Origin of the sequence: Mycobacterium sp. SM3041, from assembly GCF_039668335.1 — a bacterium.
Classification (GTDB): domain Bacteria; phylum Actinomycetota; class Actinomycetes; order Mycobacteriales; family Mycobacteriaceae; genus Mycobacterium.
Genome location: NZ_JAYXBQ010000055.1, coordinates 57,721 through 80,932, shown reverse-complemented (window position 1 = coordinate 80,932; position 23,212 = coordinate 57,721). Strand labels below are relative to the sequence as shown.

28 protein-coding genes are annotated in these 23,212 nt (G+C 67.0%); 15 read left to right on the top strand and 13 right to left on the bottom strand.

Annotated features, from left to right (window positions below; all coding sequences use genetic code 11):
• Nucleotides 1-28 precede the first annotated feature (28 nt).
• The 3 genes from VXD91_RS20190 to VXD91_RS20180 form a co-directional block, all read right to left on the bottom strand.
• Nucleotides 29-685, bottom strand: coding sequence for a VC0807 family protein (locus VXD91_RS20190; RefSeq protein WP_346416217.1), 657 nt, complete (start codon nucleotides 683-685; stop codon nucleotides 29-31).
• Between the two features lie 174 nt (nucleotides 686-859).
• Nucleotides 860-1,339, bottom strand: a complete 480-nt coding sequence (locus VXD91_RS20185; protein ID WP_212811320.1) for a nucleoside deaminase — start codon at nucleotides 1,337-1,339, stop codon at nucleotides 860-862.
• A gap of 18 nt (nucleotides 1,340-1,357) precedes the next feature.
• The gene (locus tag VXD91_RS20180) at nucleotides 1,358-2,038 is read right to left on the bottom strand and encodes a LuxR C-terminal-related transcriptional regulator (RefSeq protein WP_346416216.1); all 681 of its coding nucleotides are present in this window, start codon (nucleotides 2,036-2,038) and stop codon (nucleotides 1,358-1,360) included.
• A 436-nt stretch (nucleotides 2,039-2,474) separates the two neighbouring features.
• On the opposite strand from VXD91_RS20180, the gene VXD91_RS20175 reads away from it, so the two are divergent.
• The 3 genes from VXD91_RS20175 to VXD91_RS20165 are packed head-to-tail and all read left to right on the top strand — an operon-like array spanning nucleotide 2,475 to nucleotide 4,585.
• Nucleotides 2,475-3,098 carry a PaaI family thioesterase gene (locus tag VXD91_RS20175; protein WP_212811322.1) on the top strand — a complete coding sequence of 208 codons (624 nt, stop codon included), beginning with the start codon at nucleotides 2,475-2,477 and terminating at the stop codon, nucleotides 3,096-3,098.
• Between the two features lie 12 nt (nucleotides 3,099-3,110).
• Complete coding sequence (locus VXD91_RS20170; protein ID WP_212811323.1) at nucleotides 3,111-3,818, top strand: EthD domain-containing protein; 708 nt, start codon at nucleotides 3,111-3,113, stop codon at nucleotides 3,816-3,818.
• Nucleotides 3,815-4,585: an enoyl-CoA hydratase-related protein gene (locus VXD91_RS20165; RefSeq protein ID WP_212811324.1), complete on the top strand. Its 771-nt coding sequence runs from the start codon at nucleotides 3,815-3,817 to the stop codon at nucleotides 4,583-4,585. The genes VXD91_RS20170 and VXD91_RS20165 overlap by 4 nt, the downstream gene beginning before the upstream one ends.
• Nucleotides 4,586-4,587: 2 nt before the next feature.
• Here VXD91_RS20165 and VXD91_RS20160 read toward each other — a convergent pair whose 3' ends face one another.
• Both VXD91_RS20160 and VXD91_RS20155 read right to left on the bottom strand, forming a co-directional pair.
• On the bottom strand, nucleotides 4,588-4,776 hold the full coding sequence (locus tag VXD91_RS20160) for a (2Fe-2S)-binding protein (protein ID WP_020100208.1): 189 nt from the start codon (nucleotides 4,774-4,776) through the stop codon (nucleotides 4,588-4,590).
• Nucleotides 4,776-5,411, bottom strand: coding sequence for a fatty-acid--CoA ligase (locus VXD91_RS20155; RefSeq protein ID WP_212811325.1), 636 nt, complete (start codon nucleotides 5,409-5,411; stop codon nucleotides 4,776-4,778). The genes VXD91_RS20160 and VXD91_RS20155 overlap by 1 nt, the downstream gene beginning before the upstream one ends.
• 272 nt (nucleotides 5,412-5,683) lie before the next feature.
• Between VXD91_RS20155 and bfr the strand changes: the two genes are divergently transcribed.
• Nucleotides 5,684-6,163, top strand: coding sequence for a bacterioferritin (gene bfr / locus VXD91_RS20150; protein WP_346416215.1), 480 nt, complete (start codon nucleotides 5,684-5,686; stop codon nucleotides 6,161-6,163).
• Between the two features lie 113 nt (nucleotides 6,164-6,276).
• Nucleotides 6,277-6,759, top strand: coding sequence for a carboxymuconolactone decarboxylase family protein (locus VXD91_RS20145; protein WP_346416214.1), 483 nt, complete (start codon nucleotides 6,277-6,279; stop codon nucleotides 6,757-6,759).
• A gap of 7 nt (nucleotides 6,760-6,766) precedes the next feature.
• Here the strand turns inward: VXD91_RS20145 and VXD91_RS20140 are convergent, their stop codons facing one another.
• Nucleotides 6,767-7,210 (bottom strand): nuclear transport factor 2 family protein, encoded by a 444-nt coding sequence (locus VXD91_RS20140; protein ID WP_020100212.1) that lies wholly within the window; start codon nucleotides 7,208-7,210, stop codon nucleotides 6,767-6,769.
• Nucleotides 7,200-8,999, bottom strand: coding sequence for an amidohydrolase family protein (locus VXD91_RS20135; protein ID WP_346416213.1), 1,800 nt, complete (start codon nucleotides 8,997-8,999; stop codon nucleotides 7,200-7,202). The genes VXD91_RS20140 and VXD91_RS20135 overlap by 11 nt, the downstream gene beginning before the upstream one ends.
• Nucleotides 9,000-9,123: 124 nt before the next feature.
• Here VXD91_RS20135 and VXD91_RS20130 point away from each other — a divergent pair, with 124 nt between their 5' ends.
• Nucleotides 9,124-10,035: a dienelactone hydrolase family protein gene (locus VXD91_RS20130; protein ID WP_346416212.1), complete on the top strand. Its 912-nt coding sequence runs from the start codon at nucleotides 9,124-9,126 to the stop codon at nucleotides 10,033-10,035.
• A complete protein-coding gene (locus VXD91_RS20125; RefSeq protein WP_346416211.1) occupies nucleotides 10,032-10,418 on the top strand; it encodes a cupredoxin domain-containing protein in 387 nt (128 codons plus the stop codon). The genes VXD91_RS20130 and VXD91_RS20125 overlap by 4 nt, the downstream gene beginning before the upstream one ends.
• 4 nt (nucleotides 10,419-10,422) lie before the next feature.
• On the opposite strand, the gene VXD91_RS20120 is transcribed toward VXD91_RS20125, so the two are convergent.
• Nucleotides 10,423-11,706, bottom strand: coding sequence for a cytochrome P450 (locus tag VXD91_RS20120; RefSeq protein ID WP_346416210.1), 1,284 nt, complete (start codon nucleotides 11,704-11,706; stop codon nucleotides 10,423-10,425).
• An 81-nt stretch (nucleotides 11,707-11,787) separates the two neighbouring features.
• Here VXD91_RS20120 and VXD91_RS20115 point away from each other — a divergent pair, with 81 nt between their 5' ends.
• On the top strand, nucleotides 11,788-13,716 hold the full coding sequence (locus VXD91_RS20115; RefSeq protein WP_346416209.1) for an NAD(P)/FAD-dependent oxidoreductase: 1,929 nt from the start codon (nucleotides 11,788-11,790) through the stop codon (nucleotides 13,714-13,716).
• A gap of 13 nt (nucleotides 13,717-13,729) precedes the next feature.
• Here the strand turns inward: VXD91_RS20115 and VXD91_RS20110 are convergent, their stop codons facing one another.
• Complete coding sequence (locus VXD91_RS20110) at nucleotides 13,730-14,146, bottom strand: DUF6188 family protein (protein ID WP_346416208.1); 417 nt, start codon at nucleotides 14,144-14,146, stop codon at nucleotides 13,730-13,732.
• A 191-nt stretch (nucleotides 14,147-14,337) separates the two neighbouring features.
• On the opposite strand from VXD91_RS20110, the gene VXD91_RS20105 reads away from it, so the two are divergent.
• Both VXD91_RS20105 and VXD91_RS20100 read left to right on the top strand, forming a co-directional pair.
• Nucleotides 14,338-14,790 carry a redoxin domain-containing protein gene (locus VXD91_RS20105; RefSeq protein WP_064859373.1) on the top strand — a complete coding sequence of 151 codons (453 nt, stop codon included), beginning with the start codon at nucleotides 14,338-14,340 and terminating at the stop codon, nucleotides 14,788-14,790.
• Nucleotides 14,787-15,644: a cytochrome c biogenesis CcdA family protein gene (locus VXD91_RS20100; protein WP_226518499.1), complete on the top strand. Its 858-nt coding sequence runs from the start codon at nucleotides 14,787-14,789 to the stop codon at nucleotides 15,642-15,644. The genes VXD91_RS20105 and VXD91_RS20100 overlap by 4 nt, the downstream gene beginning before the upstream one ends.
• 3 nt (nucleotides 15,645-15,647) lie before the next feature.
• Here the strand turns inward: VXD91_RS20100 and VXD91_RS20095 are convergent, their stop codons facing one another.
• Nucleotides 15,648-15,854: a hypothetical protein gene (locus tag VXD91_RS20095; RefSeq protein WP_226518498.1), complete on the bottom strand. Its 207-nt coding sequence runs from the start codon at nucleotides 15,852-15,854 to the stop codon at nucleotides 15,648-15,650.
• 381 nt (nucleotides 15,855-16,235) lie between these two features.
• Between VXD91_RS20095 and VXD91_RS20090 the strand changes: the two genes are divergently transcribed.
• Both VXD91_RS20090 and VXD91_RS20085 read left to right on the top strand, forming a co-directional pair.
• A complete protein-coding gene (locus tag VXD91_RS20090) occupies nucleotides 16,236-17,537 on the top strand; it encodes a hypothetical protein (protein ID WP_226518497.1) in 1,302 nt (433 codons plus the stop codon).
• Nucleotides 17,538-17,698: 161 nt separating this feature from the next.
• Nucleotides 17,699-18,406 (top strand): L,D-transpeptidase, encoded by a 708-nt coding sequence (locus tag VXD91_RS20085; RefSeq protein ID WP_226522172.1) that lies wholly within the window; start codon nucleotides 17,699-17,701, stop codon nucleotides 18,404-18,406.
• Here the strand turns inward: VXD91_RS20085 and VXD91_RS20080 are convergent.
• Complete coding sequence (locus VXD91_RS20080; RefSeq protein ID WP_226522171.1) at nucleotides 18,396-19,133, bottom strand: helix-turn-helix transcriptional regulator; 738 nt, start codon at nucleotides 19,131-19,133, stop codon at nucleotides 18,396-18,398. The two genes, VXD91_RS20085 and VXD91_RS20080, sit on opposite strands and share 11 nt — an antisense overlap.
• 139 nt (nucleotides 19,134-19,272) lie before the next feature.
• Here VXD91_RS20080 and VXD91_RS20075 point away from each other — a divergent pair, with 139 nt between their 5' ends.
• On the top strand, nucleotides 19,273-19,614 hold the full coding sequence (locus VXD91_RS20075) for a hypothetical protein (RefSeq protein WP_226518496.1): 342 nt from the start codon (nucleotides 19,273-19,275) through the stop codon (nucleotides 19,612-19,614).
• Here the strand turns inward: VXD91_RS20075 and VXD91_RS20070 are convergent.
• The gene (locus VXD91_RS20070) at nucleotides 19,586-20,845 is read right to left on the bottom strand and encodes a cytochrome P450 (RefSeq protein WP_226518495.1); all 1,260 of its coding nucleotides are present in this window, start codon (nucleotides 20,843-20,845) and stop codon (nucleotides 19,586-19,588) included. The two genes, VXD91_RS20075 and VXD91_RS20070, sit on opposite strands and share 29 nt — an antisense overlap.
• Before the next feature lie 282 nt (nucleotides 20,846-21,127).
• Between VXD91_RS20070 and VXD91_RS20065 the strand changes: the two genes are divergently transcribed.
• On the top strand, nucleotides 21,128-21,592 hold the full coding sequence (locus tag VXD91_RS20065; protein ID WP_226518494.1) for a hypothetical protein: 465 nt from the start codon (nucleotides 21,128-21,130) through the stop codon (nucleotides 21,590-21,592).
• Here VXD91_RS20065 and VXD91_RS20060 read toward each other — a convergent pair.
• Nucleotides 21,589-22,320, bottom strand: coding sequence for a Crp/Fnr family transcriptional regulator (locus VXD91_RS20060; protein WP_226518493.1), 732 nt, complete (start codon nucleotides 22,318-22,320; stop codon nucleotides 21,589-21,591). The genes VXD91_RS20065 and VXD91_RS20060 overlap by 4 nt on opposite strands.
• Nucleotides 22,321-22,469: 149 nt before the next feature.
• On the opposite strand from VXD91_RS20060, the gene VXD91_RS20055 reads away from it, so the two are divergent.
• Entirely contained in the window at nucleotides 22,470-23,153 is a 684-nt protein-coding gene (locus VXD91_RS20055; RefSeq protein WP_226518492.1) for a PAS and ANTAR domain-containing protein, read from the top strand.
• Nucleotides 23,154-23,212: the final 59 nt, after the last annotated feature.

Here is a 23,212-nt window from a genome sequence, read left to right as displayed (position 1 = left end):
CGTACCTCCAAAGTTGAATCTCCTGCGCTCAACCTTTGGGGGTGTCGATTTGTTCCAGGGTCATCGGCTCGCCCTGTTGGCGTTCTTCCCAGCGGTTCGCGGCCCGTTTGCCGACCACGAACGTCGCAGTCATCAGCAAGCCGGTGGTGACGAGCGACAACGCCGAGGTCAGGGCGTTGGCGACGTCCACCGGGGTGGAGAAGATGACCGCCAGATGCAGTGCGGTGCCGACGAGCAGACCGACGCCCCACATCGCTGAGAGCAGAATGTGCACGCGCCGCCGGTAAGCGACCGCGGCCGGGCCGGTGTCGTGTTCTCCGGTCTGAACTCGTTCCGACACGACCTGGGTGAGCGGTGTGCCGACCACGCAGCTGCCGAGGAAGACCAGGCCGCCGAGGCCGCCCACCAACGTGTTGCCCGCCAGCAGCATTCGCGGATCCGACGTGCTGACCCCGACGGCCAGGCTCAGGCCGAAATTGAGCATGAGGTAACCCGCGAACGGGTCCAGACGGCGCGCGCTGATCGCGTCGTAGGCGACCTTGCCGCCGGCCAGCACCGTGGCGGTGAGCAGCGCCACATATTCGGACACGCCGGCGGCCCGCAGTCCGTAGTACGCGATCAGTGGCGGAGCGATGTCGAGCAGGACGCCGCGGACGATCGGTCGCATGGACTGTGCCTGGCTCACGGCGACGACAGTATGCGGCGATCCTGAGTGGTAGCCAAAAGCGGGAGCCTGCCGTCTCGGGGGTAACGGCAGGCTCCCGTACTGAATAGTGAAGCACCCGGGACGTCCGGTTCCTCGTGTCGATGCCGAAGAGTGACGTCGCAGTTGGCTAACGGTTGGGACTCGGAACAGGGCTCACGGCCGGAAGCAGGCCGCGTACAGCTCCTTCATGGTGTCGGCGAATTCATCGACGGGGCCGTCGACGGGCACGCCGGGCGCCACGGCCGAAATGGGCAGCGCCGCAACGGGGGAGGGTGCCACGCCCCATTCGCCGAGCCAGCCGCCGAGTTGCGCCGACGACGTGGCGTAGACGATGCGGCCCAGCCCCACCCAGGCGTGCGCGGCCGAACACATGGGGCAATGCTCACCGGAGGTGTAGGTCACCGCGGCGGCGCGCTGCGCGGGATCGAGATTGGTTGCCGCCCAACGGGCGATGGCGAATTCGGGGTGCTGGGTCTGGTCTCCGCCGGAAACCCGGTTGCGGTCCTCGAAGACGACGACGCCGTCGGCATCCACCAGCAGCGAGCCGAAAGGTTGGTCGCCGTCCTCCAGCGCCTCACGGGCCAGCTCGACGCAGCGGTTCAGGTGGCGCAGATCATCGGCGGTGACGGTCATGGCGTGGAGTTTACGGAGTCACAGATCGTCGATACTGATGATCCGATCCTGGATGGCGCGTGCCACCAGCGCGGCTTTCGTGCCGGCCGGGCGGCCGGCGGCGATGTATTTGGCCCGGATGCGCTGCAGGTGGGTGCGCACGGTACTGGGCGCCAGGAACAGTTGCTGCGCGACGAGTTCCTTGCTGTCCGTCCGGAACCACGCCAGGAGCACCTCCTGCTCGCGTGGCGCCAGGATCGGGCGCAGACAGAAATCCCGGTCGTCGAGAGCGGCGGCCACGTTCGGCCCGACATAGGGGAACGGGGTCACGGCTGCCCGGATGGCCTTGAGCAGGTGCTCCCGGCCTTCGGTCTGGATGAGGTAGGTCCGGGCGCCCGAATCGATCGCGGTGCGGATGACGTCGCGGTCGGTGAGATGCGAATACACCACGACGTGGTAACCGCGGTTGTCGAGATCACGCACGGCGGCGAGACTGTTGGCTTCGTCCGCCTTGAGTCCCAGGACGACCACCTGGGCGTCGTCTTCGGGCACGGGCCGTCGCCGCAGGAACTCCTCGGTGTCGGCGAAGTAGGACGTGGCCGTCGCGCAGAGTGCGTGGTCGTCACGGAGCCAGGCCGCGATGCCGGCATGGACGACTTCGTACGAGTCGACGACGGTCACGCGTGAGACCTGACATCCAGCGAACGGATCGATCCGCATCGGCCTGAACTCCTTCACAACCGGATCCCGCCGGCTCGCCGGCAGTATCCGGGATCGCATTGCCGTGTTGTCCGTCGAAGTTTGCTGCGTGCACGCCGGCGGCACCTGTGCCGAACTCTAGTGCGCGGGTGTGACGATGTACAGCATTCCGGACAAAGGTGCGAATGTTTGGCAATTGCGCGGCACATCGACGTGGCGATGTGCTACCACGGCGCGTGATGGGCGCGGGATCGCGGAACGACGGTCTCGGTAAATCGGCTTTCCGGCATCCTGTATCGCATTTGCTGCATCCATGTTTCATGGTTGCTACGGCCAGTGCGATCCGCGGCGGTGGTTCGCCTGCCGATAGTCGCCGTGGCCACGGCGAAAACTGTTGGCGCGCAGGCAGTGGGACCCCACCCTCGACAGCCTGATTAGAACGTGTTCTAGTTCAAGGGTGCTCGAGGACACCATGCAGAAGCTGAGCGCCGACGAGGTGGCGCGGATGCGAGCCGTCTACGAACCGCTCACGCAGTCCGTACGCGAGCTCATCGATGCCACCATCCGGACAGAGGTCGGAGCCGCGGCCATCGCCGCCGTGCAGGCCGAGATCGACGCCGCCACCGCCCAGCTCCGCGCGCAGCAGCTCGAGGGTTCGTTCGGCATCAGGTTCGGCGCGCAGGGCAGTGAAATGCCCTGGGGCAATGCGGTGATCGGGGTTCGAAACCCGATCGCGCCGCCCGTCGTCCTCATCCGGGCTGCCGACGGCAGCGTGTCGGCCGACTTCCATCTGGGCGCCGCCTACGAGGGCCCGCCGGGCCACGTTCATGGCGGGGTGTCGGCGATGGTCCTCGACCACGTCCTCGGCGAGGGGGCGAGCCTGCCGGGACAGCCGCGGCTCACCGGCACCCTCACCATGCGCTACCGGCGCATGACGCGGCTCGGCGATCTGCACGCCGAGGCCCGCATCGTGCGGACCGAGGGCATCAAGACCTACGCCGTCGGGCACATCGCCGATGCCGAGGGCATCACGGTGGAGGCCGAGGGCGTGTTCATCACGCCGCGCTGGGCGCGGGACTGACGGGGAGATTCGATGGAGAAGGTCATGGTCACGCTGCGGCGTGACACCGCCGACGACGCCTGGTGCGAGCGGCTGCGCACCGAGGTTGCCGGGGAATTGCTGGCGCTGGGGTTGCCCGGATTGGCGGTCAACGTCAAAGACGGCGCCGTCCGGGACTCGCTGATGCTGCTGACGACGCTCGACCCGCCGGTGGTCGCGGTGATCAGCATCTGGACGCAGCAGTACTACGGCGCGCAGATGACGGCCGCGCTGGAGCGACTGCGGGCCGAATGCACCGAACTGGCCGCATATCTGGTCACCGAGTCGGTCCCGCTGGCCGGCCCGGCAATCGTCCTCGGGGAGCGCACCACCGGCCTGGCGAACATCGCGCTGCTGCGCCGTCCCGAAGACATCGACGAGCGAGAGTGGTTCCGCCGCTGGCACATCGACCACACCCAGATCGCGATCGACACCCAGTCCACGTTCGGCTACACGCAGAACGCCGTGGTCCGTTCGCTGACGCCCGACGCCCCGGAGCTCGGCGCGATCGTCGAGGAGCTGTTCCCCATCGAGGCGACGACGAGTCTGCACGCCTTCTTCGGCGCCGCCGACGATGCCGATCTGGCCGACCGCGCCGGAAAGATGGCCGCGAGTACGTCGGCCTTCGGCGCCAACGTCAACATCGACACCGTGCCCACCAGCCGCTACATCATGCGCAACCCGTTTGGAGACAACCTGTGACCGACCCCGCCGCGCTCGTTCAGATCGACGACACCAACCGGGTCCGGACCCTGACCCTCAACCGGCCCGACGCACTCAACGCGTTCAGCGAAGCGCTCTACGACGCCACGACGATCGCGCTGAAGGAGGCCGCGGCCGATCCGGAGGTCTCGGTCGTCCTGCTCACCGGCGCCGGCCGGGCCTTCAGCGCCGGCAACGATCTGGTCGAGATGCAGGAGATGGTCAACAATCCCGAATATCAGATGGGGGAGTACGGCTTCCCGGGCCTGATCGAGGCGCTGACGGCGTTTCCGAAGCCGCTGATCTGTGCGGTGAACGGCGTCGGCCTGGGTATCGGAACCACCATCCTCGGCTATGCCGATCTGGCGTTCATGTCGACGACGGCGCGGCTCAAATGCCCGTTCACCAGCCTGGGCGTGGCGTCGGAGGCGGCATCGTCGTATCTGCTGCCGCGGTTGATGGGCCGGCAGAACGCGGCCTGGCTGCTGTTGTCATCGGAATGGGTGAGCGCCGAGGAAGCGCTGCGCATGGGCCTGGTGTGGCGGGTGTGTGAGCCCGACGATCTGCTGCCGGAGGCCCGTCGTCATGCGGAAATCATTGCCTCGCGTCCGCTTTCGAGTCTCATGGCCGTCAAGCACGCGATGGTCGAGCCGACGCGCGACGCGATCGTCGCGGCAACGCAGCGCGAGTCCGGTCAGTTCGCCGAGTTGCTCGGTGGGGCCGCCAATGCCGATGCGCTGAGCGCATTCGTGGGGCGCAAGGGGTAGCGCTAACCCGCTTTGTGCACCGGACAGTCGGTGCGGGCCGCTTCGATGATGGCCCGCACGGTACGGCGGCAGCGGCCGCAGTCCAGGCCGGCGCCGCATTTCTCGGCGATCTGCTTCGACGTGGTCGCGCCACCCTCGACGAGTTCGGTGACGACCTGGCTCGTCACTCCGGTACACAGGCAGACGAACATCAGCCGGCCGCCTCGATCGACGTGATGTGCGCCAGGGTCCCGACGAAAACCGTTGGATAGACGCCGAATCCGGCGGCCGACATCCATTCGGCGGCGGCATCGGGGTGATCGATCCAGCGCCGGGCGGCAGTCTCGTTCACGATCTGCTGCAGGATCAGCACCTCGTGGCCGTCGTCGAAGGCCCGGTACACCCAGACCTTGCACACGCCGGCGTCGCGGAACCGGGCGGCGGCGTCGTGCACCTTGTCCATGAGGGCGGGGACGTCCTCGACCGCGGTCACGACGCCGACGACGACGGACGCGACGGCATGCTGGCCCGGCGGGGGCTCGGCGATATCGACCTTCTCGACCACTTCACCGGCGAAGATCGCGGGGATGTCGTCCACGCCCGAGGCATCGAAGAATTCGAATATCGCCGGCGAACGCAGAACTTCGCGGACGGAATTTGCATTACGAATTCCGACGGTGGCCAATACCCGGCCCGGTTCCCACAGTGATGAATAGACGACGACGTGGTGTGCGGAAAGCTCGGTGAGAATCGACCGATGCGATTTCACCCGCTCCCACATGGATTCCACATCGTCGACACGAAAATCAGCGGCAAGAATGAGCGAGTGCAACGGTTGCTCGCTCATCGGCTCCTGCCATTCCGGGTCGCTCGGGTCCGCGGACGGGCGCCGCGGGGGTTAGTGCAGTCTAACCTTACTTAGGGCAGCCAGTCCATAGCTGCTGGCCAGCAGTGGAGTCGTGGATCTGGATACCGGGGATTCGGGATCGAATCGGGGGGCGAAACACCCGCCGAACCGGTCGCCGACAAAGGGTCACTCGACTAGGTTTGGAACAGGCACGTTGTTGTTCCGCGCCAGTGACACTTGACCCAGCCCGATGGTGTTTTAAAGGAGCCGAAATGCAAGGCGACCCCGAGATCCTCAAACTGCTCAACGAGCAATTGACGAGTGAACTCACTGCGATCAATCAATACTTCTTGCATTCGAAGATGCAGGACAACTGGGGCTTCACGGAATTGGCGAAGCACACGCGTGAAGAATCGTTCGAGGAAATGCGCCATGCGGAAACCCTCACCGATCGCATCCTGTTGCTGGACGGCCTCCCCAATTACCAGCGGCTGTTCTCGCTGCGGATCGGGCAGACCTTGCGCGAGCAGTTCGAGGCCGACCTGGCCATCGAGTACGAGGTGGTCACCCGCCTGAAGCCGGGCATCATCATGTGCCGCGAGAAGGGTGATGCCACGAGCGCGAACATCTTCGAGGCCATCCTCGCCGACGAGGAAGGTCACATCGACTATCTGGAGACGCAGCTGGAGCTCATGGACAAGCTCGGCGAGCAGCTCTACGCGGCACAGTGCGTGTCGCGCCCGCCGTCATAGGCGGTCCCGGTCGAACACGGCCTCGCCCTTCGGGGCGGGGCCGTTGTCGTTCGCCGGGAATTTGTCCGCCGAAAAACTAGAACTTGTTTCAGTTTTGGCGTAGCGTGCGAAAAGTGAGCCGAATCGGAGATTTCACCGACGAAGACGTAACCGCCTGGGTGGTCAAGTCGCCCGACATCGGCACGGCCATGGCCGGTTTCACCAACGCCGTCTACACCAAGGGCCGCCTGCCGCTGCGTGTGCGCGAACTGGCCCGCGTGGTGATCGCCCTAGATAACGAGTGCGTGGTGTGCCAGAACACCCGCGATTCGGCGGCCGAGGCGGAGGGCGTCGACGAAGACCTCTACAACCACGCCGGCGTGTGGCAGACCTGGCCCGGCTACTCCGAACAGGAGCGCATCGCCGCCGAGTTCGCCCACCGTTTCGCTTCCGACCACACCGGGCTGCGCGACGACGAGGACTTCTGGGCCCGTGCCGCAGAGCATTTCAGCGACGAGCTGATGACCGACCTGGCGCTCTCGTGCGCCATGTGGCTCGGCATGGGCCGCATGCTGCGGACCCTCGACATCGGTCAGGCCTGCAAGATCACCCTCTGAGAGGGGTCTAGACCAGACCGGTCGCGTCGAAGATCCACGACATGTCAGCGGTCGCGAAATTCTCCAGCCAGGACGGCGGCGCGAAGTTCGACAGCGCACCCATGTCCCAGTAGTCCTTCCACAGCGTCACCTTGCCGTTCTCGACGCGGTGCACGGTGACGAACTTGAGGATCGCGGATTCGCCGGTCTCCCAATGCCATTCCTCGTGATGCTCGTACATGGCGTCGGCGCCGTTGGTCAGCAGCAGGCCGTCGAAGTTCTCGTACGAGGCCAGCGGCTCCAGGCCGATCTTGAGCCGCTTGACGATGTCTTCGGGCCCGCGTGCGGCCGCGGCCGGGCCGACCGGCATGTCCAGGTAGATGCAGTCGTCGGACACGAAATCCTTCAGTCGCTCCCAGTCCCGCGCCGACAGCGCCTGCCACAATCCGTGGACCGTATCCTCAACCGACACTGGCGAACTCACCTTCCTTGGCGACGGGCAGGGCGGGGGTCTGACGGGCGAACCGCAGGAAGCGGCCGGTGCGGGTGGTGCCGACCAGGTCGGTCGGCACCCCGTCGCGGACGACCTGCTGGCCACCGACGAACACCGCGGCGACGGTGGCGTCGTTGCGGTTGACCATGCGGGACAGTCCGCCGTACTGCGCGACGGGCTCCTCGGCGTAGGCATCGAGCGAATCGTCCAGCCGCTCCGGGTCGATGACGACGAGGTCGGCGCGGTCACCGACGCGCAGATGTCCGGCGTCCAGGCGGTACCAGTCGGCGAGTTCGCCGGTCAGCCGGTGCACTGCCTGCTCGACGGTCAGGAAGGGCGTACCGGCGCGCTCGGCGTCGCGCACGTGCCGCAGCAGGCGCAGGCCCATGTTGTAGAAAGCCATGTTCCGCAGGTGCGCACCGGCGTCGGAGAAACCGAGCTGGATGCCGGGGTCGCGCGCGAGCTTCTTGAGCACCTCGGGACGGTGGTTGGAAATCGTTGTGCGCCAACGGACATCGCGGCCGTATTCGAGTACCAGGTCGAGGAAGGCGTCCACTGGATGCAGCCCGCGGTCGACGCCGACCTGACCGAAGGTCTTGCCGATGAGGGACTCGTCGGGGCAGCCGACGATCTCGGCGTCGAAGAAGTCGCGGTGCCACACCCGTACGCCGAACTTGTTCTCGTAGTCCTTGCGGAACTGGCGGCGGTACTCGTCATCGCGTATGAGGTCGTTGCGCTCGACCTCGTCGCGCAGGTGCAGAGCCGCTGCGCCCGAACCGAATTCCTCGAACACCACGAGGTCGATACCGTCGGCGTACACCTCGAACGGTACGGGCAGGTGCTGCCACCGGAAGTTGCCGCCGAGCTTGTTCACCAGCCTCGCGACCGGCCCCATGATGGTGATGGCGTACGGGTTGGCCTTGATGTCGGCGGCCGACAGCAGGCTCGTCTTGAGGTTCTCGCGGAACAGGCCGAGCGACTGGGCCAACTGCGACACCAGGTTCAGCGGGTTCTGCAGGTCCGGGCCTGACTGCAGGATGCGGCCCGAGCGGCGCAGCTGCGTCTTGAGCCGGCGGAGCTCGCGGGCCTTGGCGTAGGTGGACGGCAGCGTGCGTGACCGGCAGGTGTCGCCGTCGATCTTGTCGAAAAGCAGTTGCTGAGAAGACATTCCGACGAACCCGGCCTGCAGCGCAGCCGCGAGCATCTGTTCCATCTCGGCCTGCTCGCCTCGGGTCGGCCGGACGTCCTTGCGGGTGGCGCGGTCCAGGCCCATGACGGCGGTGCGCATGTCGGAGTGGCCGATGAACGCGGCCACGTTCGGCCCCAGCGGCCGGTCCTCGAGTGCGTTGATGTAACCCTCTGCGGTGTCCCAGGTCTTGTTGTCGTCGACGGCGGTGATGACGTGGTCGCGCGGGATGGCCTCCACCCGGCCGAACAGGTCACCGGCGTCTTCACCGCCGACATGCACCGTGGACAGCGAGCAGGAGCCGAGCATCACGGTGGTCACGCCGTGCCGCAGCGACTCGGCCAGGCCGGGGCCGGCCAGTACCTCGACGTCGTAGTGCGTGTGGATGTCCAGCAGGCCCGGCGTCACCCATTTGCCGGTGGCATCGACGACGTTCGGGCATCCGGTGTCGTCGAGGTCCACGCCGATCGCCACGACGTGTCCAGCGCGGATTCCGATGTCCCGGACCGCGGAAGGCGCGCCGGTTCCGTCGAACCAACGGCCATTGCGGATGATCGTGTCGAACGTCGTTGCAGAGGTCACCTAACTATAGAAGCGTGCCGGTCAGGCCCATGTCAATGAAAAAGTGAACACTTTCTAGAAAATGTCTACTCGTCCTGGGGAAACCTTGTGACGTCGCTCAGGATCAGGGCGGATACTGGCTCGGGTGACCCCCTTTCAGCGGTACATCGCCGAGGAAATCGCCACCGACCACGTCGACGGATTGCTGTCCCGTCGAGAGGCGCTGCGCAGGCTCGCGCTGCTGGGCGTGGGTACTGCGGCCGCCGGTGCGCTGATCGCGGCATGCGGTGAGAATCGGGGCACCACTGCGGCCACCACGTCGAGCCCGACGTCGGGCAAGCCGTCGACCGAGCCCGGCCCACCGCCCGGTATGGAGAACGCCATTCAGCCCGCGCCCATCACCTGGGCCGACGGCAAGCTGCAGGGATCGTGGGCCGCGGCCGCCCAGCCACGCGGCGGCGTCCTGGTGATCCACGAGAACAAAGGCCTGAACGATTGGGTGCGGTCGGTCGTCGGCCGCCTCGGCGGTATCGGGTACTCGGCGCTGGGCATCGACCTGTTGTCGGCGCAGGGCGGCACCGCGGCCTTCGCCGATCCGGCCGAGGCCACCGCGGCGCTGGGCAAGATTCCGCCCGACCAGTTCGTCGCCGACCTGCGGTCCGGGCTCGACGAACTGCAGCGGCGGACGCCCGGCGGGAAACTCGCGGTGCTCGGATTCTGCTTCGGCGGTGGGCTCACGTGGCAGCTCCTGGCCGCCGGCGAGCCGAGGCTCTCGGCGGCGTTGCCGTTCTACGGTCCGCTGCCCGACCCGCACGACTTCGCCGGCTCGAAACAGGCTGCGGTGCTGGCCTTTTACGGCGCCAAGGACGCGCGCGTGACGGCGAGCAAGGACGCGGCGGCAGCCGCGCTCGAGCAGGCCGGCATGGTTCATCAGATCGTCGTGGAGCCCGACGCCGATCATGCGTTCTTCAACGACTCGGGCCAGCGGTACAACCCCACCGCGGCCGCCGACGCCTGGGCGCAGACGCAGTCCTGGCTGCAGAGGTACCTGGCATGACGACGAGACGCGTCCCGGCGGCGCTCGTGGCGGCCGCTGCACTCGCCACCGCGGTGACCGCCGCGTGTTCGGCTCCGGCCCCGGCGCCGAACAGCACGCCGACGACCAGCGCGGTGCCGGTGACCGGCCCGGTGCAGGGGCCGGCCATCACGATCACCGCGCTCAACTTCGGCGACCCGCTCACCGTGCCTCCCGGCGCAAAGATCACCGTCGTCAACAGTGACGACGTCGCGCATACCGTGACGTCAAAGGTCAAGGGGCAGTTCGACGTCAAGGTCGGCGGCAACGCGCAGGCGACGTTCACCGCACCCACCACGCCGGGCCGCTACCCGTACTTCTGCGTGTACCACCCGGGGATGGTCGGTGTCCTGATCGTCCAGTAACCGGTCAGCGCGGGGGCGTCCAGCTGACCGGCAGGCGCTTGATGCCGTGGATGAACTGCGACCACAACCGGTCGGGCTCGTCGGTGGCCGTCAGATCGGGGACGCGGCGGTGAATCTCCTCGAACGCCACGGCGATCTCGCGACGGGCGAGATTCGCGCCCAGGCAGAAGTGTGCGCCACCGCCGCCGAAGCCCAGGTGCGGATTGGGGTTGCGGTGTACGTCGAACAGCCACGGGCGGTCGAATTTCGCCTCGTCCCGGTTGGCCGAGCCGTACCACAGCGTAACCTTCTGCCCGGCTTGCATTTTCACGCCGCTCAGCTCGAAGTCCTGCGTCAGGGTCCGGCGCATGTACACGACGGGGGAGGCCCAGCGGATGATCTCCTCGACCGCCGTGGGTGCCACCGCGTCGTAATCGGACCACCACTGGTCCCGCTGCTCGGGGAACCGGCTGAGCGTCAGTACCCCGTGGCTGATCGCATTGCGTGTGGTCTCGTTCCCCGCGACCACCAGCAGGATGAAGAACGACGCCACCTCGCTCGAGGTGAGTCGTTCTCCGTCGACCTCGGCCTGCACCAGGGCGGTGGTGAGGTCGTCGTGGGGGTTGACGCGCCGGTCATCGGCCAAGGCGGTGGCATAGCCGCCGATGTCCATCGCGCAGCGGAAGAACTCCTCGTAATCGGTGGTCAGATCGGGATCGCCGAAGCCGAGAATGATGTTGGTCCAGTGGAAGATCCGTTCGTGATCCGGCTCCGGGATGCCCATCATGTCGCAGATGATCTGCAGCGGCAGGGGACCGGCCAGGTCGGCCACGATGTCGCCGTGGCCGTCGGGATGGCGCTCGATCATCGACTCGACCAGGCTCCGCGCCCGGTTGCGCACCGAGGCCTCCATCCGCGCCACCACTTTCGGGGTGAACGCGCTGCGCACGATGTTGCGCAGCCGCGTGTGCCGCGGGTCGTCCATCACGATCATCGAGCCGAAATACTCGGCCAGTTCCGGCGTCTGCTCGGGGATCGTGATGCCGTCGGCGGAGCTGAAGATGTGTGGGTGGCGACTGGCGAAGTACACGTCGTCGTAGCGCGTGAGGGCCCAGTGGCCGGGGCCCGTTTCAAATCCCTCCTGGGCCAGTTCGCCGTGGAAGGCGATGGGTGCCTCGCGCCGCAGCGTGGCGAACGCACCGTCCCGGAACCCGTCGTTCCGGCCCCAGAACCGGACCGAACCGAGGTCGATGTCGGACAGTGCGAGGTCCGCCGGCGGTGCGCCGTTGTCGAGTAACGCGATGGCCATCTTCGGAGCGTAAAGCCCGGTCGTACCGCACCGCGGGAGAATCGGCTGCGAACTGTCCACCGGACGTGATAGTTCCTTGTGGTGCGCAACCCACATGCAGGACAACCGTTTACGACCTCCGATGAGGACATCGCCCGCGCTCTGCTGGACGTCAGCATCCCCACGCTGATGCTGTCGCTGGTGCACATGTCCGGTGATCCGGAGCTGATCCGCGGTGCCCTGCGCCCTGCCGGGCTGTTCCTCAACGAGGTCCAGGGCTACATGTCCGAGGACGACAAAGCGGCGGTGCGCACCCTGGCGCTGAAGGTGATCACCGACTACCGCGACCGCGGCTGCCCCGAGCCGGCACCGATCGGCGCCGAGCTGGTCAAGGAGATGATGGAGTGGCTGGTCTGCGAACCGGTCCCCGACGAATACGTGCCGATGGTGCTGGAGGAGATGGAGCTCGACGGTACGGACGTCCGCGCCGGCGCCGCAGGACGTGACGCCGAATCGGCCGCGGACTTTCCGGTCGTCGTCATCGGCTGCGGCGAATCGGGACTGCTCGCCGGTATCCGCTTGAAAGAGGCCGGAATTCCGTTCACCATCATCGAACGCGCCGCCGGTGTCGGTGGCACCTGGTGGCACAACAGCTATCCCGGCGCCCGTGTCGATGTCGGAAACCACTTCTACTGCTACAGCTTCGAACCCAGCGACCACTGGACGCAGTTCTTCGCCGAACAGCCCGAACTGCAGGCGTATTTCGAACGCATCCTGGACAAGTACGGCATCCGCCCGCACGTCCGGTTCGAAACCGAGGTCACCGGCGCACGATGTGATGAGGCGACCGCGCTGTGGCAGGTCACCGTCCGCAACGCGGACGGCACGTCGGACACGGTCTCGGCGCGCGCCGTGATCAGCGCCGTCGGGCAACTCAATCGGCCTTATCTGCCGCCCATCTCGGGGCGCGCCGACTTCGCGGGCCCGTCATTCCATTCGGCGCAGTGGGATCACGACGTCGACCTCACCGGCAAGCATGTCGCGATGGTCGGCGCCGGTGCCAGCGGCTTTCAGATAGCGCCGTCGATCGCCGGAAAAGTGGCTTCGCTCAATATCTTTCAGCGAACCGCGCAATGGATGTTCCCCAACCCCAACTACCACGCCATGGTCGGCGACGGCGTCAAGTGGGCACTGAAGCACCTGCCGTTCTACGGACGCTGGTACCGCTTCCTGCTGTTCTGGCCCGGCTGCGACAAGGGCCTGGCCGCGGCCCGCGTCGACCCGGACTACCCGGACCAGGGGCGCGCGGTCAGTGAGATCAACGACGTCACCCGAATCATGTTCACCGAGTGGATCAAAGGCCAGATCGGTGACGATCCGGACCTGCTGGCGAAGGTCATCCCGGACTATCCGGCGACCGGTAAGCGGACATTGCAGGACAACGGCAGCTGGCTCCAGACGCTGACTCAGGACCACGTCGAACTCATCCGCACGCCCATCGCGCGCATCGAGCACGACGCCGTCGTGACGGCCGACGGGCAGCGACATCCCGCCGATGTGATCGTGTACGCCACCGGATTTCACGCCGGAAAGGTGCTGTGGCCCATGACCATCGTCGGCCGCGACGGCCGGGTCCTGGCCGAGCAGTGGGGTGAACGGCCCACGGCATATCTCGGCATCACGGTCCCGGGCTTCCCGAACTTCTTCTGCATGTACGGTCCCGGCACCAACCTCGCCAGTGGCGGCAGCCTGATCTTCCATTCGGAATGCCAGATGCGTTACATCTCAGAGTGTTTGGACCTACTGCTGGCCGGTCACGGTCGGTGGATGGAACCGCGGCCCGAGAAGCTCGACGACTGGGTGCAGCGCAGCCAGGCCGAGATGCGCACCATGGTGTGGTCGCAGCCGTCCATCAAGCACTCGTTCTACAAGAACGCCGACGGCGACGTCTACACGCTCAGCCCGTGGCGGCTGGTCGACTACTGGACCTGGACGCGGAACGCCGACCCGGAGGACTACACCTTCGGGTGAGCGGCCCGCGCGGTCAGGTGTTGACGGCCTCGTCGTCCGGCAGATCGTGCCGGACGACCCGCACCCGCCCGTGGGGCAGGCACGCGGCGTAGCCGTGGTGCTTGCCGTAGAGCTCCCACGAGGTGTGCTCCTGGTCGGTGGGCACGTCGATGCGGTGTCCGTCGGCGAACGCCAGATGCAGGCTGCCGTTGTCGTCCCACTCGGCGTGCGTGCACTTCTGGCCGGCGAAATCGAACAACGGCCGCTCTTGCTTGCGCACGTCGGCCGGGTTGATCGCGACGACTTCCTGCGGGTCGGTCTCGGTGGCAGGCAGGGTCAGGGCCAGCGGTGCCGAGATGACGAGCTCGTTGTAGTCCTCCAGGTCCAGCACCAGTCCGTCGCGGAAGGAGATCCGCTGCACTGCGCATCCTTTAATCCACTGTTCGGTCATAATCCACTGTGTTACGACCTGGCCCGGTGCGCAACATCGTGCGGTGAACTCGTCCGGTACGGGGTACGTGTACCTGATACCGGTCGGCTGAACTGGAGGTACTGACCATGGTCACCATCGCATCGCCGTCGACATACCGACTGCCGCACACCGCGGTCTGGCGCCTGGCCGTCACGATCGTCGCGGCGCTCATGTTGCTGGTCCTGACGAGCGTGAGCGTCCCGAAAGCCCGCGCCGACGACCGGCTGCAATTCACCGGCGCCCTGCTCAGCGGTGGGACGTTCAACGGCGCGAGCCTGGCCGGGCGTCCGGCGGTGCTGTGGTTCTGGACGCCGTGGTGCCCGTTCTGCAACGCCGAGGCCCCCGGCGTGCATGCGGTGGCAGCGGCCAATCCGAACGTCGCGTTCGTCGGGATCGCGGCGCACGCCGACCCGGGCGCGATGAGCGCCTTCGCCGGCAAGTACGGACTGAACTTCCCGACCATCAACGACGCCGACGGGTCCATCTGGGCGCGCTACCAGGTGCCCTGGCAGCCGGCCTATGTCTTCTACCGGGCCGACGGCACCTCGACGTTCGTCAACAATCCGACGTCGGCGATGCCGGAATCGGAACTGGCCGAACGGGTTTCGGCATTGACCAGGTGAACGGGCTGTCGCTGGCCTTCGTGGCGGGCGTCGTCGCCGCGCTGAACCCGTGCGGTTTCGCGATGCTGCCCGGCTATCTGGCGCTGGTCACGCAGGGCGGCCGCACCGGCCCCGCGCCGGCGCTGATCCGTGCGGTCACCGCCACCATCGTGATGGCGCTCGGTTTCGCGACGGTCTTCGCCGCGTTCGGGGTGCTGGCCGTGTCGGTCGCCGACCTGGTGCAGCGATACCTGCCGGTGGCGACGCTGCTGATCGGCGTCGTCCTGGTGATAGTCGGGGTGGGTCAGGTGCTGGGCCGGCCCCTGTTGTCGTTGCGGTTGGCGGGGGCGGCGGCGGCCGGCGCACCCGACGCCCGGCTCGGGTCGATGTTCGGTTACGGCATCGCGTACGCGCTGGTATCGGTGTCCTGCACCATCGCCCCGTTTCTGGCGGTGACCGGGATCGGCTTGCGGGACAAGAACATCGGTGCGTCGGCCGGCTATCTGGGCGCCTACGTCGCCGGCTTCGCGGCCCTCGTCGGGGTGCTGGCGGTGACCGCGGCGGTGTCCGGGTCGGCGGTTGCGGACCGGTTGCGGGGCTGGACGCGCTGGGCACCGATGATCGGCGGTGTCCTGCTGGTGATTTCGGGTCTCTACGTCGCCTACTACGGCGGCTACGAGTTGAGATTGCGGGGGAGTGTCGGGACCGATCCGGTGATCGCGGTCGCCGGCCGGATCCAGCAGCAACTCGCCGGCTGGGCGTACCGCCTGCCGTGGCCACTGGCCGCCGCGGCAGTTATCGCAGCCGGCGTGGCCGTCATCCTGGGTATCCGGAACCGGCGACGACGCAACGTCGCCCGCGGCCGCGACAGCTGAGCGCTACCGGTTGACGAGCGGGAAGGCCAGCGCGCAGCCGGATTCGATGGAGTGTGCCCAGGCGTCTTGCTCGGCAGAGGCCCGCAGGTGCCGGGGTCGTGCGGTCCAGCCGCAGGTGCAGGTGGCGTAGGAGCAGCCGAGGCCGCGGACATGAACGCCCACCTCGCCGTGGGACACCGAAGTCGGTGTGGTGAGTGGCGGTGCCGTCATGATGCTGACCTCCTGGCTGGTCTTGTCGACGATTCTCCCGCCGCCCCATCACGGGAAGCAGTAGCGACAGGTCACAACTAGGCCACTGCATACCTCCGCCGGCCGGCCTTCAACGTGCGGCGCACAATCGGGCCACGCCGTGCAGCATCGGCGAAGATGGCAAATACTGATAACGGTTTGAACACAGCGCCGTGGCCAACTGGCAAATCACCGCAGGTCGGTGGCTTATGGACGGGTGCATTGTGGCGCAGGTTACGGGTAAAGTCACCGGTCAAAGGGTGGCTTGTCTCACCGCGATTCCGGATAGTTCCCGCACGCCGAAGCGCGCGTCATCGCCGGTCGTGCGCCGCCGTTATGCGTTTTTCTGAAGGGGTTGTTTGCGTGGACGCGGTGCTCGGGTTGGCCATGACTCCGTCGTCCATCGGCCTGGTCCTGGTCGAGGGCAATGACGTGGACGGTTTCACCATGGACCACGACGCCGTGGAGATCATGAACTCCGACGACGCCACCGCGGCCGTGCTGCGCAGCGAGGCCCTGGCGGCGACGCGGGGGCTGCGGCTCAAGTCGATCGGGCTGACGTGGAGCGACGACGCCGACGCCGAAGCCTCGATGCTCATGCAGTCGCTGTCGGAGTCCGGTTTCGACAATGTGGTGCCGGTGCGCTTCCCGGAGGCGAACGAGGCGGTGGTCCGCGGAATCGCCGACGCGCTGGGCTGTGGCACCACCGCCGTGTGCACGATCGAGCCGGAATTTGCGATCACCATGATCGTGCACGCGGCCAGCGGCGCCGTCCACACGGCCGTGAACCACTCCATCGGCTCGCGAGCGGGGCTCACCAGCTGGCTCAGCGCGGTGTTCGCCCGCGCGGACTGGCAGCCGGAGGCCCTGGTGGTGATCGGCTCCGCCGGTAACTTCGAGGCCATCCTGCCGGGGCTGCAGGACGCGCTGTCGGTGCCGGTGTTCACGCCGGAGGAAGCTGATCTGGCCCTCGCCCGTGGTGCGGCGCTGGTGTCGGTGCGGTCGGGCGACTCGGACCTGTCGGAGCCGTACTACTTCGGCGACGTGCCGCGTCCCGACGAATGGGCCGGACAGGATTTCGGCTGGGACCCGACGTTCGATGCTTTCGAGGAGGAGTTCGAGCGACCCGCGTTCGCGCCCGCCGGTCGGCACCGGTCGAGCGGTTCGTCGCGGTGGGAGAAGGTGCCGAGCTCGCCCGCGCTGCCCCTGACCATGCTGGCCGTCGGGTCGACGGCGTTCGTGGCATCGGTGTCGATGGCTGTCACGCTGCAGTTCCTGCCCTCGCGCGGCGCTCCGTCGACGTCGGTCACCAAGAGCCCGCGGCCCGCGGCCGCCGAGCAGGCCGTCGCGCCGGTCGAGCCGCCGACGGTGCACGTGGCGCCCGCCGCCGAGCCGTCGGCCGAGCTGTCGGCACCCGTCGAAGCGCCACTGTCCGATGCGCCGGTGGTCGAGCCGCAAGCGGCTCCCGTCGTCGAACCCGAACCGGCAGCGCACCCCGACGGCCTGCCGCCTGCCGAGGTGCCACCTTCCGCCACGGACATCCCGCCGGTGGAGATGCCGTCCAACGCGGTCGCGGTCGCCGTACCGGCGGACGGCCCGGCACCGGCCGTTCCGGCGCCTGCCGATGCCGCGGCGCCGGCCGAGCCCGCCGCCCCGCCGCAGTAAATCCTCAGGTCGTTCCACATTCGCCGGGCCGGGCGCGTGCGGCTGACCGAAGTAACGTCCGGAGCCGAACTACGATATGTAGTGAACGTATCCCGGACCGGAGGATGGACCCCTTGCCCAAAACTGTGCGTTATGCGCTGGCCGTCGCCGCATCTGCGGTGATGATGCTGAGCGGCTCCGTGGGTGCTGCTGTCGCGGCGTTGCCCGAGTCCCTTCCGGTCGCCACGATCAGCCCGAGTGGCGGCCCCGCCGTCGGTGTCGGGATGCCCGTCACGGTGACGTTCAGCCGGCCGGTCGCAGACCGGGGACGCGCCGAGCGGACCATCGAGTTCTCGTCGCCGAAGATGACGAAGGCGCCCGCCGGGACGTTCTCGTGGCCCGCGGACAACAAGATGCAGTTCACGCCCAGCACGTACTGGCCGGCGCACTCGTCCATCATGGTGTCGGTCGGCGGGGTCAAGCAGTCGTTCGAGACCGCCACGGCCACCCTCGGTGTCGCGAGCATCAGCGGGCACACCTTCACGGTGAGCATCGACGGGCAGGTCGTGAAGACGATGCCGGCGTCCATGGGCAAGCCCAAGCATCCGACACCGGTGGGGTCGTTCACCGCGATGTCGAAGGAGAATCCTGTCGTCATGGATTCGCGGACCATCGGCATCCCGCTCAACGACCCCGAGGGCTACAAGCTGACGGTCTACTACGCCGTGCGGGTGACCTCGGGCGGCGTCTACGTGCACGCGGCGCCGTGGTCCGTTGCGCAGCAAGGCAGTTCGAACGTGAGTCACGGCTGCATCAACCTGAGCACCGACAACGCGCAGTGGTACTACAACCAGGTCAACATCGGCGACCCGATCATCATCAACTCCTGAGCGCCTGCGCCGTCACCTCGTCGGCGGGCAGGAACGCTTCGATGCTCAACTCCACCGCCGTGAGGTCCAGCGCGGTGCCGAAAGTGGTGACGGTGCTGATGAAGGTCAGTACCCGGCCGTCCGGGCCGTCGACCTCCAGCGGCACCGCGACCCCGCCGAGATCGGACGAGTCGACGTCGCCACCGGGGTAGGCCTCGATCTCGGTCAGCAGGTCGTGGAGCTCCTCCGACGCGCTGGCGGAAACCTCGCGGCGCAGCCTGCCGAGCACGTGGTGCCGCCACTGGCCGAGATTGCGAATCCGGGGCGCCAGGCCGTCTGGGTGCAGTGAGATGCGAAGCGCGTTGGGCGATTCGAGCAACCGCGGAGCGACGTCCTGGAGCAGTACGGCGATGCCGGCGTTGGCGGCGACGATGTTCCACAGGTGGTCGACGGCCAGGCACGGAAACGGTTCGTATGCGGCGAGGACGCGATCGATCCCGGTGCGTACCGCGCTCATCTCCGGATCGTCGAGTGACCGCTCGGCGAACACGGGCGCATGACCCGCCGCCAGCAGTAGCCGGTTCTGTTCTCGCGCAGGGACATCGAGCACGCTGCCGAGCTTGAGCACCATGGCGCGGCTCGGCGTCGATCGGCCGGTCTCGATGAAACTGAGATGGCGCGCCGAGACGTCGGCCTCGATCGCCAGGTCGAGCTGGCTGATGCGCCGCCGCTGGCGCCACTGCCGCATCAGCGTTCCGAAAGGTTGCGGCGATCGTGTCGGGGCAGCGCTGGCGGCGGTCACGATCCCAGTGTCGCGGTTGGCCGTCCCGGTGGCGACTACCTGTCAGGTAATTGCGGCAATTACCTGATGCGGACAGCCTCGAATCATGCGCACGAACCACACAACCCAACCACCGCCGCAGTCCCCGCCAGTGTGGCTGCGTGCCGTCATGGCGGCCGACCGAACCGGATCGGCGTGGTACGTCGGTACCGGATTCTTCTTCGCGCCGGTGTTGATGCTGGTGTCGCCCTGGCCCGTGCTGACGACCGTGCTGTGGGTGGTCATCGCCGTCACCGGCTTGTGGCTGGGCCTGCTCGGTGTCGCGATGGCGACGGGCCTCGCCATGGTGCTGCGCTCCGGCGAGGAGCTGTCCGACGACTACTGGCAGTCCCTGCTCGACTATCCGGGCGGGCCCAAGATCACTGCGCGACAGCTGGTTTCGCGTTAGCGCCGGTGTAGTCGACCTGCCAGTGCTTGATGCCGTTCAGCCAGCCGGACCGCAGCCGCTCCGGCTCGCTGAGCGGACGCAGGTCCGGCAGGTGGTCGGCGATCGCGTTGAACATCAGGTCGATCGTCATGCGGGCCAGGTTCGCCCCGATGCAGTAGTGGGCGCCGGTCCCGCCGAAGCCGACGTGCGGGTTCGGATCACGCATGATGTTGAACGTGTACGGGTCGTCGAACACCTCTTCATCGAAGTTGGCCGACCGGTAGAACATCACCACCCGCTGGCCCTTCTTGATCGGCACTCCGCTGAGTTCGGTGTCCTGCGTCGCGGTGCGCTGGAACGAGGTGACCGGCGTCGCCCAGCGGACGATCTCGTCGGCTGCCGTCGCCGGGCGTTCGCGCTTGAACAGTTCCCACTGGTCCGGGTGCTCGGCGAAGGCCATCATGCCCTGCGTGATGGTGTTGCGGGTCGTCTCATTGCCCGCCACCGCCAGCAGGATGACGAAGAATCCGAACTCGTCGTCCGAGAGCTTGTGTCCCTCGACGTCGGCCTGCACCAGCCGGGTCACCAGATCGTCGCGCGGGTTGGCGCCCCGGTCGGCGGCCATGGCCATGCCATACATGATCAGTTCGACCGACGCCGTGATGGCGTCATTGCCGGCGAATTCGGGGTCCATGTCGCCGACCATCTGATTGGACCAGTGGAACAGCTTCTTCCGGTCTTCCTGCGGCACGCCCATCAGTCCGGCGATGGCCTGCAGCGGCAGCTCACACGACACCTGCTCGACGAAATCGCCGTAGCCCTGCGTGGCTGCCTCCTGCACGATCTGTTGTGCGCGCCGGCTCAGTTCGTCGCGCAGTAGTTCGATGGCCCGCGGCGTGAACATGCGGGAGATGATCTTGCGCAGGTGGGTGTGGTGTGGCGCGTCCATGTTGAGCAGCACGAATTTGCCGCGCTCGATCTGCTCGGTGACAGTGCCGTCCTGGTACCGCGGGATGGCCGTCTTCACCTGGCTGGAGAACACGTCGCTGCGGCGCGACACCTCCTTGACGTCTTTGTGCCGCGTCACCACCCAGTAGCCACCGTCGTCGAAGCCACCCTTGCCCATGGGCTGTTCGTTCCACCAGATCGGCGCGACGTGGCGCAGTTCGGCCAGCTCCGTGACCGGCAGCCGCTGCGCGTAGATGTCGGGGTCGGTGAAGTCGAATCCCGCTGGGATGTTGGGTGCCGCCATGTGACGCTCCTCACTCTGCAACGTGTTCCAATTTAGTACCGCGTGCCGGTCGGAGCCGCAAGGTTATGCCGATAATTCGGCCCGGATTCTGGGCGAATGGCGATGCCCGCCGAACGTACGGGCACTATTCGTCGTAGCCGATCCGGCTGTTGCAGGTCCGCCGCGGCGCGGGACGCCAGCCGGGATTCGTACGGCCGCACCACATTGATCCGGCAAATTCCCAGCAATACCGCAGTCACCTGTAGCACCATTGGTTACCGGAGACGGACGGGAGGGCAACACATGAGAATCCTGGACAGCGTCAAATTCCGCGCCGTAGGTCTGGCCTGCGCAGCGTTGCTGCTGCCGGTCACGCCGGCCGCCGCCGCGTGGGCCGACGACACCGCGCCGGTCGACCTCTCGGCCGCGCCGATCGATCCGCCGCCGCCCGTGGATCCCAAGCCGGCTCCGGTCGGGAAGCCGGTCCCGGTGGCGAACGCCGCACCGGTGCCGCACCTGTCCAGTCCCGAGAATCTGCCGCCGTACACCACGACCACTGCGGAAGGTTCGCAGGACACCGACCAGCTGTCGTATCTGCGCGATGTGTGGCACGCCGTCCAGGAACGCGAGATCAGCCCGAAGCAGGCCCTCGTGCTGCTGGCGCAGCGCCCGATGGACGCCGACGCGGCACCGCCCGCGGGGATGCCCGCCGGTCCGCAGGCACCGGTCGCAGCTCCGGCGCCCGCGCCGGAGGACCCGGTCGGCTAGTTCGGCCGGCCCGCGTCGCGCACGGCCGTGAGTGCCTGGTCGACAATCCGATAGCACTCGCACGCGATCTGCCGGAGTCCGACGCGGTCGACGATCTCGATGTTGCCGCGCCGGTAGGTGATCAAACCCTCGCGCTGCATCCGCGCCGCCGTGTCCGAGATGGTCGGACGCTGCACACCCAGCATCTGCGACAGGCTTTCCTGGGTGCTCGAGAATTGTTGGCAGTCGTATCGGTCATGGGCGGCCAGGAGCCAGCGCGCCAGCCGTGCCCGCACCGAGTGCTGGCTGATGCACAGCACGTTCTGGGCCGTCTGGATGAGCAGATAGTCGGTGAACCTGTCGATCGCGTCGTGCCACGGACCCCCTTCTGTGGTCGCCCGGAGAAATTCGGCAACCGGTACGTAGGCGGTGTCGCCGGCACACCAGCAGATGACGGTCTGGCGGCTGTTGCGGGCACCCAGGTGACCGGCGATGCCGACCAGGCCTTCTGATCCGACGGTTCCCACTTCGATACCGGTGCCGTGTTCGGATTCGGCCAGCACCGAATAGACCGAGTCGAGGGGAAAGTGGATGTGGCTCAACGGGGTTCCGGCCCGTTGCGCGACGTGGCCGATGGGGCTGAAGTCGACCTGGATGTGCGGCAGCAATCGATCGAGGCGGTCGCTGTCGAAGGTTGCAAGCACCGCGTTGCGGTGCAGATCGCTCACCGAACCCCCAAGCCCACTCATGCAAGCTACTCGACAGGTGTGCCGTGCCGATATGAACTCGCCACTTTGGCGTTTGCTATGTCAGAGAGCTGACATAGCGGCTAGTATTTGCGGGCCGACCGTCAGCGCGGCCCGGCTTAGCCCTCATAGAGATCGACGATTGGTTCTGTATGCCTGATGCACTGGCCGATGCCGCCGATGCCGCCGATGCCGACAACGCGTCCGAGCACTGGGAGGTCGCCGCGGTACTGGCCGGCGGGGATTCGCCGAAGGCCGGGGGATTCAAGTTCTTCGTCGCCGATCAGCGGTGGGTGTGGTCCGCAGAGGTGGCCCGCATGCACGGCTACGCGCCAGGACAGGTGGAGCCCACGACCGAGTTGCTGCTGAGCCACAAGCACCCTGACGACCGGGCCCGGGTGGCAGAAATCCTGGACCGCGTGCGGTCGGGAGGCCTGTTCAGCAGTCGGCACCGGATCATCGACGTCGATGGCAAGACCCACTGGATGGTGGTGGTCGGTGACCACGTGACCGACGAGTCGGGTCGGGTGATCGGGACGCAGGGCTACTACGTCGATGTCACCGAGACCATGCAAGCCGACCTCACCTCGGAGATCAAAGAGGTCGTGAAGTCCCGCGCCATCATCGAGCAGGCCAAGGGCATCCTGATGGCGGCATACGGCATCGATGCCGACCGCGCGTTCGACATCCTGACGTGGCGCTCGCAGCTGACGCACGTCAAGGTCAAGGCCGTCGCGACACAGTTTCTCGAGGCCGTCATGCGGGAGGGGTTGTCGCCCGAGAGCGTCAGCACGATCGACCGGCTGCTCCTGCCGACCGACCCGGTTGCTACCTAGGTGTGATGTCCGGCGAGGTCTGCGCACAGGCCTGGTACAAATAGATCTACGTAGTAAGT